At 74.1% G+C, this 11703-nt stretch carries 9 protein-coding genes; 3 read left to right on the top strand and 6 right to left on the bottom strand.

Going from position 1 to position 11703, the window contains the following annotated elements; translation table 11 throughout:
• Positions 1-285 precede the first annotated feature (285 nt).
• The 4 genes from ACZ45Q_RS10890 to rpsA all read right to left on the bottom strand — a co-directional run bounded on the left by ACZ45Q_RS10890 (position 286) and on the right by rpsA (position 4215).
• Positions 286-666 carry a tetratricopeptide repeat protein gene (locus ACZ45Q_RS10890; protein WP_468258060.1) on the bottom strand — a complete coding sequence of 127 codons (381 nt, stop codon included), beginning with the start codon at positions 664-666 and terminating at the stop codon, positions 286-288.
• A gap of 144 nt (positions 667-810) precedes the next feature.
• On the bottom strand, positions 811-1416 hold the full coding sequence (gene coaE, locus ACZ45Q_RS10885; protein ID WP_468258058.1) for a dephospho-CoA kinase: 606 nt from the start codon (positions 1414-1416) through the stop codon (positions 811-813).
• A gap of 145 nt (positions 1417-1561) precedes the next feature.
• Positions 1562-2500: a PAC2 family protein gene (locus ACZ45Q_RS10880; RefSeq protein WP_468258056.1), complete on the bottom strand. Its 939-nt coding sequence runs from the start codon at positions 2498-2500 to the stop codon at positions 1562-1564.
• A 221-nt stretch (positions 2501-2721) separates the two neighbouring features.
• Entirely contained in the window at positions 2722-4215 is a 1494-nt protein-coding gene (rpsA, locus tag ACZ45Q_RS10875) for a 30S ribosomal protein S1 (protein ID WP_468258053.1), read from the bottom strand.
• Positions 4216-4524: 309 nt separating this feature from the next.
• On the opposite strand from rpsA, the gene ACZ45Q_RS10870 reads away from it, so the two are divergent.
• Both ACZ45Q_RS10870 and ACZ45Q_RS10865 read left to right on the top strand, forming a co-directional pair.
• On the top strand, positions 4525-5439 hold the full coding sequence (locus ACZ45Q_RS10870; protein WP_468258051.1) for a class I SAM-dependent methyltransferase: 915 nt from the start codon (positions 4525-4527) through the stop codon (positions 5437-5439).
• Positions 5440-5443: 4 nt separating this feature from the next.
• The gene (locus tag ACZ45Q_RS10865; protein WP_468258048.1) at positions 5444-8212 is read left to right on the top strand and encodes an ATP-dependent RNA helicase; all 2769 of its coding nucleotides are present in this window, start codon (positions 5444-5446) and stop codon (positions 8210-8212) included.
• Between the two features lie 99 nt (positions 8213-8311).
• On the opposite strand, the gene ACZ45Q_RS10860 is transcribed toward ACZ45Q_RS10865, so the two are convergent.
• Positions 8312-10177, bottom strand: a complete 1866-nt coding sequence (locus ACZ45Q_RS10860) for a lytic transglycosylase domain-containing protein (protein ID WP_468258046.1) — start codon at positions 10175-10177, stop codon at positions 8312-8314.
• A 328-nt stretch (positions 10178-10505) separates the two neighbouring features.
• Between ACZ45Q_RS10860 and ACZ45Q_RS10855 the strand changes: the two genes are divergently transcribed.
• Positions 10506-11363: a DUF4184 family protein gene (locus ACZ45Q_RS10855; protein ID WP_468258043.1), complete on the top strand. Its 858-nt coding sequence runs from the start codon at positions 10506-10508 to the stop codon at positions 11361-11363.
• Here ACZ45Q_RS10855 and ACZ45Q_RS10850 read toward each other — a convergent pair.
• Positions 11284-11703, bottom strand: coding sequence for a hypothetical protein (locus ACZ45Q_RS10850; RefSeq protein ID WP_468258040.1), 420 nt, complete (start codon positions 11701-11703; stop codon positions 11284-11286). The genes ACZ45Q_RS10855 and ACZ45Q_RS10850 overlap by 80 nt on opposite strands.

The raw sequence follows: 11703 nt of genomic DNA, 5'->3' as shown, positions 1-11703 counted from the left end.
GTGGGAGCGGTGGGTGGGGCAGGGCTCTTGCACCACTTCGGGCGGGGGCAGCGTGGGGAGCGGGGGCGGGGTGTCCCACGGGACGGCGGGGGGGGGGGCGGCCCGGGCCGCCCGCCACCGGACACCCCGCACGCGCAGGATCACGGCGACACCGACGGCCACGGACCCGGCCACGGACCCGGACGCGGAAACGGCCGCGGAAACGGCCGCGGAAACGGCCGCGGGTCTGACCGGCACGGGCGGCCTCCGTGGGAAGCGCCCTGAGGGCCTGAGGGCCCCGCGGCGTCAGCCGTCGAAGTCCGCCCTCCGCAGGTACTGCGGGTTGGGGTCGAGAGCCGCGGCCAGCCGGAAGTGCCGCCTGGCCTGGTCTGCGCGGCCCTGACGCTCGTAGGTGCGGGCCAGGGCGAAGTGTGCGAACGCGTTGTCCGGCTCGCGCTCCAGCACGACCGTGAACTCCAGCTCCGCCGGCCTCAGTTGTGCCGCCGCGAAGAAGGCCCGCGCGCGCAGCAGCCGGGCGGCGGTGTTCTCGGGGTGCGCGGCGATGACGCTGTCGAGCAACTTCACCGCGCCCCGCGGGTCACGCGCCGCCAGCAACTGCTCGGCGGCGCGGAAGTCGATGACGTCCGTCTCCGGCGTACGTCCGTTCGGTCCGCTGGTTTCGGGCACGGCTGAGTCCTTCCCTCACTGGGAGGCTTCAACGCCCTCGCCATGGGCGCTATTCCTGCGACACGCGGGGCGGTCGGGGCCGACCGGGGCGCCCCGGACCGACCGGGGCGCCCCGGACCGGCCAGGGCGCCCCACGGCAGGCGTTCAGCGGGTCGGGTGCGCCCTGCGGACCAGTTCGGCCCACACTTCCTTCACCCGGTGCCGGAGGTCCTCCAGCGGCACGTCGTTGTCGATCACGATGTCCGCGATCTCCCGGCGCTGCTCGCGTGTCGCCTGCGCCGCCATGCGGGCCCGCGCGTCCTCCTCCGTCATGCCGCGCAACCGGACCAGCCGGTCGAGCTGGGTGGCGGGGTCCGCGTCGACGACGACCACGACGTCGTACAGCGGTGCCAGGCCGTTCTCGGTCAGGAGCGGCACGTCGTGCACGACGACGGCGTCCTCGGCGGCGGCCTCCTCCAGTTCGCGGGAGCGGGCGCCGACCAGGGGGTGGACGATGGAGTTCAGTGCGGCCAGCTTCTCCGGGTCGGCGAACACGAGGGAGCCCAGTTTCGGGCGGTCCAGGCTGCCGTCCTCGGTGAGGACCTCCTCGCCGAAGGCCGCCACGACGGCGGCCAGGCCGTCGGTTCCCGGCGCGACCACCTCTCGGGCGATGCGGTCCGCGTCGATCAGTACCGCCCCGCACTCGACGAGCAGTCGGGACACCTCGCTCTTGCCGGCGCCGATTCCGCCGGTCAGGCCTACCTTCAGCATGAGCGGAAGCTTAGGGGGTGGGGTCGCTGGGCCGACCTCGGCGTCGCGGCCGGGGGCGGGGCGGGCCGGCGCCCGCACGACTGCCCGCGGGCGCACCCCGTACCACCACCCCGCGGGCGGCGGTCCCCCGGCGGCTGATCGTCGCCTAGCTGTCGCCTTCGCGTTCGGCCAGGAACTTCTCGAACTCCCGTCCGATCTCGTCCGCCGACGGGATGTCCATCGGCTCGGCGAGCATGTTGCCCCTGGTCTCGGCGCCCGCGGCGGCGTCGTACTGGTGCTCCAGGCCCTGGACGAGCGCGGTGAGTTCCTCGTCGCCCTCGCGGATCTGCCGGTCGATCTCGGTCTGTGTGCGGTGCGCGTCCGTGCGCAGGGAGTGGGCGATGCCCGGCAGGACGAGTCCGGTGGCCGCGGTGATCGACTCCAGGACCGTGAGCGCGGCGTCCGGGTACGGGGAGCGCGCGATGTAGTGCGGCACGTGGGCGGCGACGCCCAGGACGTCGTGGCCGGCCTGGAGCAGCCGGTACTCGATGAGCGCCTCCGCGCTGCCGGGCACCTGGGCCTCCTCGAAGGGGCTGCGGTGGCCGGGGACGAGGTCGGTGCGGTTGCCGTGCGGCGTGATGCCGACCGGGCGGGTGTGCGGGACGCCCATGGGGATGCCGTGGAAGTTCACCGAGAGACGGACGCCCAGCCGCTCGACGATCTCCTTGACGGCGGCGGCGAAGCGTTCCCACTCGACGTCCGGCTCGGGGCCCGACAGCAGCAGGAAGGGCGCTCCGGTGGCGTCCTGGACGATCCGCACCTCCAGGGCGGGGTCCTCGTAGGAGGTCCAGCGGTCGCGCTTGAAGGTCAGCAGTGGACGGCGGGCGCGGTAGTCCACGAGCCGGTCGTGGTCGAAGCGGGCGACGACCTGGTGCGGCAGCGAGCCCAGCACCTGGTCCACGATCTGGTCGCCGGTCTCACCGGCGTCGATGTATCCGTCGAAGTGGTAGAGCATGACAAGGCCGGCCGACTCCTGGGCGAGCGCCATGTCGACGACGGCCAGCCCCTTCGGCTCCCATGCGTACAAATCCTGCGGATCAAGCACAGTGACCGCTCCTCCTCGTGTTCCACCTCCCACAACGCGCGGTGGCCCCCGGGCATTCCCCGTCACACGTCCCTGATCAGGCTCTCTCACCGGCAGTCGCGGACCGCGTACAGGCCGAGGGCCCGCACCCCTCACGGGTGCGGGCCCTCGGTCGGGCAAGCTGACGCTCGCTCAAGAGCTCCTGCTCAGGTCCCCCTCGCGGGCGACCGCGGCAGCCTGGCTCAGCTCTGGCCGCCGGCCAGCTTCTCGCGGAGCGCGGCCAGCGCCTCGTCCGACGCCAGGGCGCCGGAGTTGTCGCCACCCTCGGAGGAGTACGAGCCACCGCCGGTCGCGGCCGGAGCGGCGGCCTCGCCACCCTCGGCAGCGGCCTGGGCGTCCGCCTCGCGGGACTTGATGACCTGCTGCTGGTGCTGCTCGAAGCGGGCCTGCGCCTCGGCGTACTGGCGCTCCCACTCCTCGCGCTGCTTCTCGTAGCCCTCGAGCCAGTCGTTGGTCTCGGGGTCGAAGCCCTCGGGGTAGATGTAGTTGCCCTGGTCGTCGTAGGACGCGGCCATGCCGTACAGGGTCGGGTCGAACTCGACGACCGACGGGTCGGCGCCGAACGCCTCGTTGGCCTGCTTCAGCGAGAGGCTGATGCGACGGCGCTCGAGGTCGATGTCGATGACCTTGACGAAGATCTCGTCGTTGACCTGGACGACCTGCTCCGGGATCTCCACGTGGCGCTCGGCCAGCTCGGAGATGTGGACCAGACCCTCGATACCCTCGTCCACGCGGACGAACGCACCGAACGGAACCAGCTTCGTGACCTTGCCGGGCACGACCTGGCCGATCTGGTGGGTGCGGGCGAACTGCTGCCACGGGTCTTCCTGGGTCGCCTTCAGCGACAGGGAGACGCGCTCGCGGTCCATGTCCACGTCGAGGACCTCGACGGTGACCTCCTGGCCCACCTCGACGACCTCGGACGGGTGGTCGATGTGCTTCCAGGACAGCTCGGAGACGTGGACCAGACCGTCGACGCCACCCAGGTCCACGAAGGCACCGAAGTTGACGATCGAGGAGACGACGCCGGAGCGGACCTGACCCTTCTGGAGGGTGGTGAGGAACGTCTGGCGGACCTCGGACTGGGTCTGCTCCAGCCAGGCGCGGCGGGACAGGACCACGTTGTTGCGGTTCTTGTCCAGCTCGATGATCTTCGCCTCGAGCTCCTTGCCCACGTAGGGCTGGAGGTCGCGGACGCGGCGCATCTCGACCAGGGAGGCCGGGAGGAAGCCGCGGAGGCCGATGTCGAGGATGAGACCACCCTTGACGACCTCGATGACGGTACCGGTGACGATGCCGTCCTCTTCCTTGATCTTCTCGATCGTGCCCCAGGCACGCTCGTACTGGGCGCGCTTCTTCGAGAGGATCAGGCGGCCTTCCTTGTCCTCCTTCTGGAGGACAAGGGCCTCGATCTCGTCGCCGACGGCGACGACCTCGTTCGGGTCGACGTCGTGCTTGATCGAGAGCTCGCGGCTCGGGATGACACCTTCGGTCTTGTAACCGATGTCGAGCAGGACCTCGTCCCGGTCGACCTTCACGATGACGCCGTCGACGATGTCGCCGTCGTTGAAGTACTTGATCGTCTCGTCGATCGCTGCGAGGAAGGCTTCCTCGTTACCGATGTCGTTGACCGCTACCTGCGGAGTGGTGGCGGTGGTCTCGGTGCTGCTCGTCATGTGGGAAAGGGCTCCGGTACGGACATTGAAGTCGTAGGTACTGCTTACGCCGGAGCCCGTTTCGCTCTGATGAAGCCGGACAGCCTAGGAAGCGCCAATCCAGACACCGGGTGCCCGGTGGCGCCTCGACAACCGAGGGGACATACAACAGATGCGAGCGCAGCCTGCTACGTCTGAGGTGCGCAGGCCCGCAGCGCAACTTGTAGCATACGGGGGCAGCCGGGCAGGGTCAATGCGCGAAGCCGCCCACCGGGGACGGATCGCCGCATACCCGGCACAAGAAGCGTCTGCCGAGGCCACACGGGCCGCGTGTCACTCCCTCGTCGCCCCCGCCCGGGACCGGGCGGCGGGGCGCCGTGGCACCGGGGACGGGCTGGACGGCAGAGTACGACGAAGGAGCCGATCATCCAAGAGCCCGAAGTCCCCGAAGCGCCCGAACCGGAGGCCACCCGGCGTGACGCCACAGTCGCGGAGAGCGCCCGCGCCAACCGGGGCTGGTGGGACCGCAACGCGGACGAGTACCAGGTCGAGCACGGCACGTTCCTCGGCGACGACCGCTTCGTGTGGTGCCCCGAGGGGCTGGACGAGGTGGAGGCCGAGCTGCTCGGCCCGCCGGAGGAGCTGAAGGGCCGGGACGTCCTGGAGATCGGCGCCGGAGCGGCCCAGTGCTCGCGCTGGCTGGCCGCCCAGGGGGCCCGCCCGGTCGCCCTGGACCTCTCCCACCGCCAGCTCCAGCACGCGTTGCGGATCGGCGGGTCGTTCCCGCTGGTGTGCGCCGACGCCGGCGCGCTGCCCTTCGCGGACGGCTCCTTCGACCTGGCCTGCTCGGCGTACGGCGCGCTGCCGTTCGTCGCCGACCCGCGGCTGGTGCTGCGGGAGGTCGGGCGGGTGCTGCGCCCCGGCGGGCGGTTCGTGTTCTCCGTGACGCACCCGATCCGCTGGGCGTTCCCCGACGAGCCGGGTCCGGAGGGGCTGAGCGTGTCGGCCTCGTACTTCGACCGCACGCCGTACGTGGAGCAGGACGAGGAGGGCCGGGCGGTGTACGTCGAGCACCACCGGACGCTCGGCGACCGGGTCCGCGACGTCGTGGCGTCGGGCTTCCGGCTGGTGGACCTGGTCGAGCCCGAGTGGCCGGCCTGGAACAGCTCCGAGTGGGGCGGCTGGTCGCCGCTGCGCGGGAACCTGATCCCGGGGACGGCGATCTTCGTGTGCGTACGAGACTGAGTGCGTGATCCGTTACGACGCCCTGGAGACTCTGCCCGTACGCGGTGCCCTGGCCGCCCTGAACGACGCCCTGGAGGGGCACGGCACCGCCGTGCTGGTCGCACCGCCCGGCACCGGCAAGACGACGCTGGTGCCGCTGGAGCTGGCCGGACTGGTCGGCGAGGGGCGGCCCGCGCGACGCGTGGTGGTGGCCGAGCCGCGGCGGATCGCGGCGCGGGCGGCGGCCCGGCGGATGGCGTGGCTGCTCGGCGAGAAGCCGGGCGGGAGCGTCGGGTACACGGTGCGCGGTGAGCGGGTCGTGGGGCGGCACACGCGCGTGGAGGTCGTGACGACCGGGGTGCTGCTCCAGCGGCTCCAGCGGGACCAGGAGCTGGCCGGTGTGGACGCGGTGGTGCTGGACGAGTGCCACGAGCGGCATCTGGACGCGGACACGGCGGCGGCGTTCCTGTGGGACGTGCGCGAGGCGCTGCGGCCGGAGCTGCGGCTGGTGGCCGCGTCGGCGACCACGGACGCCGAGGGCTGGTCGCGGCTGCTGGGCGGGGCGCCGGTCGTCGAGGCGCACGGCGTCTCGCACCCGGTGGAGGTCGTGTGGGCGCCGCCGGCGCGGCCGGTGCGTCCACCGCACGGGATGCGCGTGGACCCCGCGCTGCTGACGCACGTGGCGTCGGTGGTGCGGCGGGCACTGGCCGAGCGGGAGGGGGACGTGCTGTGCTTCCTGCCGGGGGCCGGCGAGATCGCGCGGGTCGCGGGCCGGCTGGACGGGCCGGCCGGCGTGGACGTGCTCCAGGTGCACGGCCGGGCGCCGGCGGCGGTGCAGGACGCGGTGCTGACGCCGGGGGCGCGGCGGCGGGTGGTGCTGGCGACGTCGGTGGCCGAGTCGTCGCTGACGGTCCCCGGGGTGCGGGTGGTCGTGGACTCCGGTCTGGCGCGGGAACCGCGCGTGGACCACGCGCGGGGGCTGAGCGCGCTGACGACGGTACGGGCCTCGCGGGCGGCGGCGCGGCAGCGGGCGGGCCGGGCCGGCCGTGAGGCGCCGGGCACGGTGTACCGCTGCTGGGCGGAGGCGGAGGACGTGCGGCTGCCGCGGTTCCCGGCGCCCGAGATCAAGGTGGCCGACCTGACCGCGTTCGCGCTCCAGGCGGCCTGCTGGGGTGATCCGGATGCCTCCGGGCTGGCGCTGCTGGACCCGCCTCCGGGCGGGGCGATGGCGGCGGCGCGGGAGGTGTTGTCCGCGATCGGCGCGGTGGACGCCGCGGGCCGGGCCACGGAACGCGGGATGCGGCTGGCCCGGCTCGGTGTGCACCCCCGGCTGGGCCGGGCGCTGCTGGACGCCGGTGACCCCGGTCCGGCGGCGGAGGTGGTCGCGCTGCTGAGCGAGGAGGCGCCCCGCGAGTACGGGGACGACCTCGCCGCCGCGCTGCGCGCCGCCCGGCGCGGGGGCGACGCCTATGCCGCCCGGTGGCGGGCGGAGGTCCGCCGGCTGCGGTCCGCCGTCGAGGCCGGTGACGGCGCGCAGGTCGACGCGCACGCCGACGGGCACGCGTCCGCGGGCGAGGAGGCGCGGAGCGCGGGCCCGTCCGCGAAAGGCGGGCCGCGCGGCGGCACACGCGCTTCCGTGGGGGAGGAGGCGCGGAGCGCGGGCCGGCCCACGAAGGGTGGAGCGGGCGCCGATACGCCGCGATGCGCGCACGGCGGCACACGCGCGTCCGCGGGCGAGGAGGTGCGAGGCGCGGGTCCGTCCGCGAAGGGCGGAGCGGGCGCCGGGGACGACCGGCCCGGTGACGGGCGGCTCGAGGGGAGCGAGGACCGGGCGGTCGGGGCCGTGGCCGCGCTCGCGTTTCCCGAGCGGCTCGCGCGGGCCGACGGCGGGTCGTACCTGATGGTGTCGGGCACGCGCGCGGAGCTGTCGGACGGGTCGGCGCTGCGCGGGGCGCCGTGGGTCGCCGTGGCCGTGGCGGACCGGCCGGTCGGCAGGGGGCACGCGCGCGTGCGGCTCGGGGCGGTCGTCGACGAGGCGACGGCCCGGTACGCGGCCGGGACCCTGCTGGCGCAGGCGGAGGAGGTCCGCTGGGCCGGCGGCGACGTGGTGGCCCGGCGGGTCGAGCGGCTCGGCGCGGTCGAGCTGGCGGTGCGGCCCCTCGCCGGCCCCGACCCGGCCCTCGTACGCGACGCGCTGCTGGACGGGTTGCGTCAGGAGGGGTTCGGGCTGCTGCGCTGGTCCGCCGACGCGGCCGTACTGCGGCAGCGGCTGGCGTTTCTGCGGCGGCACCTCGGCGAGCCCTGGCCGGACGTGTCGGACGACGCGCTCCACGCGCGCGTGGACGAGTGGCTCGAGCCCGAACTGGGGCGGGCGCGCCGCCGGGCCGACCTGGCGCGGATCGACGCCGGCCGGGCGCTGGCGCGGCTGCTGCCCTGGTCCACCGGTGAGGCGGCGCGGCTGGACGAACTGGCCCCCGAGCGGATCACCGTGCCCAGCGGCTCCAGGGTCCGGATCGACTACGGCGATCCCGGGCAGCCGGTCCTCGCGGTGAAGCTCCAGGAGATGTTCGGGCTCCAGCGGTCGCCGGAGATCGCGGGGGTGCCGCTGCTCGTCCATCTGCTCTCCCCCGCCGGACGGCCGGCCGCGGTCACCGCGGATCTGGCCTCCTTCTGGCGGGAGGGCTACCGGGACGTGCGCGCGGAACTGCGCGGGCGGTACCCGAAGCATCCGTGGCCCGAGGACCCGGCCGGCGCCGAGCCGACACGGCACACCAACGCCCGGCTCAGGCGGTGACCGGCAACCCGCCGGACCGGCAGGTCGCGGGCACGTACGTCGGCGGCGCCCCTCGGCACGGAGGGGCGCCGCCGATGTCGTACCGGGGCCGTGTCCGTGCTACGCGCCGGGCGTGGAGCCGCTCGACGGCTCACCCGACGGCGACGTGCCGGGCGAGGCCGACGGCTCGGTCGAGTCGGACGAGTCGGACGAGCCGGGGGACGGCTCGGTGGTGGACCCCTCCTCGGCCTTGACGGTCAGCGGCACGTTGAGTGTGGCGCCGCCCGCCGTGCTGATGCGGAGCGTGAAGGTGCCGCTGGTGCCGTCCGCGTACAGCTCGGGCAGGGTCAGCAGGCCGTCGGCGTCGGTCTTCAGGCCCGTGAGGGTGCGTACGGGCTTGCCGTCGGCGTCCTTGAAGTAGGGGCCCTTGTCGTTCGTGGCCGGGTCGAGCACCGACTTGACGAGCGTGGCGGTGACCGCGACCCCGTCGGCGGCGGCGCCCTTGTACGTGGCCTTCACCCGGACCCGCTCGGCGAACGCGCCGCCCGGCGTGCAGGTGAGCGGGGTGTCGTCGGTCCGGGTGACGGAGTCGGCGGCGCGCTCGGTGACGGCGGCCTTGTGGACGAGGGCGGGGACGCCCGGCCGGCCGACGAGGGTGGCGCGGACGGTGAAGGCGCCGGTCTGCTCGCCCGCCCGCAGCGCCGGCGCGGTGGCCACGCCGGAGGTCCCGGTGACGACCGTGGCGACGCGCTCGCCGCCGGCGAACGTGGCGTCGGTGTCGCCGACGACGGTGAACCGGACCCGCACCTTGGCGACGGCCTTGCCGGCCGCGGTCTCCGCGCGGGCGGTGATCCGCTCGGCGAACGTGTCGCCCGCCATCGCGGTGAGCCTGCCGGTGCCGGCGTTCTCCAGGTGGTCCACCATGTCGGTGGGGGTGGGCGGTGTGGGGCTGGGCGGCGTGGGGTCGGGGGTCCCGGTCGACGGCGGCGGGGTGGGAGGCGTGGGCCGCTGCGAGCCGGTGCCGCCGTCGCTGCCGCTTCCGTTGCCGCCGGGCCTGCTGGGCGGGGCGGTGTCCTTGGGCGGTGTGGCGGGCTTGGAGCGGCCGGGCTTGGGGTCGGGGGACGAGCCGGCCCCGCCGGAACCGCGACCGGTGCGGTCGTCGCTGCGGCCCACGGGCACGGAGCCGGTGCCGTCGGGGATCTCGTGGCTGCCCTTGCGGTAGTAGTCCAGCCAGGACAGGACCGTGTGCAGGTAGTCCTGCGAGTTGTTGTAGCTGAGGATCGCCTGCTTGAGGTCGGCCTGTACGGACAGGTCCCAGCCGTTGCGGCACAGGTAGTGGCCGGCGGCGAGCGCGGCGTCGTAGACGTTGTTCGGGTCTTCCTTGCCGTCGCCGTTGCCGTCGCGGGCGGACCACGCCCAGGTGGACGGGATGAACTGCATGGGGCCGACGGCGTTGTCGTAGCTGCTGTTGCCGTCGTGGACGCCGTCGTCGGTGTCCCTGATGAGGGCGAAGCCGTTGCCGTCGAGCTGGGGGCCGATGATCCGGCTGGTGGTGGTGCCGTCGGCGCTCACCCGGCCGCCGCGGGCGTGCCCGGACTCCACCTTGCCGATGGCGGCGAGGAGTTGCCAGGGCAGGTTGCAGCCCGGCTTGGCCGAACGCAGGGCCGCCTCGGCCTTCTTGTAGGCGTCGAGGACGGTCGCCGGGATGCCGGCCTCCGCGGGGCCCTTGGAGACGGGGGTGCCGACGGTCGGCGACGGCTTCGGGCTGTCGAGCGGCGGAAGGTCCGTGTAGTACGGGGAGTTGCCGGTGGCGCTGGCCTCGGGGTCGGTGTCGGGTGACGGCGTGACGTCGGCGGTGGTCCGTCTGCCGCTGGCGTCCGTCGCGACGTCGGGAGCCTGGGACGCGGACAGGGCCGCGACCGCGACCGCCGCCACGGTGGTGGTCACCGCGCCCTTGCGCAGCCTCCTGCCGAATTGCGCCGCCATAGAGTGAACCCCTCCCATGGACGCTGCGCGTCCTTCTCAGTCCGTTCCGCTCGTCACGTCGTGCTCGTCGGTGGTGCCTGTCGTGCTCGTCGTGCCGTGCTCACCGTGTCGCGCTCACCGGGCCGTGCTCGCCATGGTGTGACGATCGGCGGGCGCCGCTGGTTGCCCCGTAGTATCACCCGGTGCGGCGTTCGCCAGTTCGACCGGTGCGGTGTCGCAGGCGACCCTACGACAACTTCCTTTGCACCGGGAGCCGTTCACGCCCGATTTTCACCGGTTGGCCACGTAGGTCGCCGGTCCGGTCGATTCCCCGCCAGCAGGAGCCCTGTTGCCCTTCACACTCAGTCATGCGGCTGCCGTGCTGCCCGCCGTCCGCGGGGAGGGCACCGGGCGCGGACGTCTGGTGCCGTCCGTGCTCGTGGCGGGCTCCCTGGCGCCCGACATGACCTACTACGCGGCAAGTGTGGTGTCCGGGGCGATGGAGTTCGGGGACTTCACGCACGCGTTCCCGGGGGTGTTCACCCTCGACGTGCTCCTCGCCTGGGTTCTGGTGGGGGTGTGGCTGCTGGTCCGCGAGCCGGTGGTGGCGCTGCTGCCGCGGGCCCGGCAGGGGCGGGTGGCGGCGCTCCTGCGGTGCGGTGTGCCGCACGCGCGCGTGCGGCCGTCCCTGGCGGGGTGGTGGTACGTGTCGGCGGTGCTGGGTGCGCTGACGCACGTGGTCTGGGACGCGTTCACCCATCTGGACCGCTGGGGGATGCGGGTGTTTCCGGTGCTGGGGCGGGAGGTCGCCGGCTCACCGCTCTACTGGTACCTCCAGTACGGCGGTTCGGCGGTGGCCGCGATCGTGATCGCCGTGTTCCTGGCACGGGCGCTGCGGCGGATGCCTCCTGCGGCCGGGCCGGTGGGCGTTCCGGTGCTGTCCGCCCGGGACCGGTGGTGGGCCGGTGCGGTGCTCGGCGGCTGTGTGCTGGCCGGGGCGGTGCACCGGGCCACGCGGTGGTGGGACCACTGGGGGCCGGTCGCAAAGCCGTGGGAACTGATCCCGACGGTGTGCTTCGGGGCGGGTGCCGGGCTCGTCCCCGGACTGCTGTTGTACGCCGTCGTGGTCAGGGTGCGGCGTCCGGTCCCGGTGACCGGCGCCCCGGACGGCGCTGGTGCGGAGCCGGACCGGGCGATCGCGCGCTGACGATGTCGGCGGTGGCGACGAACACGGTGAAGGTGTGGGCGGGGCGTGGTCGCGGCAGCAGCGTGAGGGCCAGCGCCAGGTAGCCGCGGGCCAGGTCGGCCCACAGGCGCCAGGCGGGCGCGTCGCCGTTGCCGGGTGAGGTGGGGGTCCCGTCCCGGCGGGCGAGTCTGCTGCGGAGGTCCGCCGTCACCTGGCGCACGGCCGTGGCGATCGTGGCGGGGATGCGGGCGGAACTCGCGGCCGGCGAGAAGGCCGGGACCGGCGGGAGTGGCACGCAGGCGGGTCCGTCTCCGCCGGCCCGCGGCGGTGCCGTCCGGTGGTGGAGCATGCGTATACCCAT

It is taken from the genome of Streptomyces sp. NPDC031049, assembly GCF_055571015.1.
This window is presented reverse-complemented; position numbering and strand designations above follow the sequence as displayed.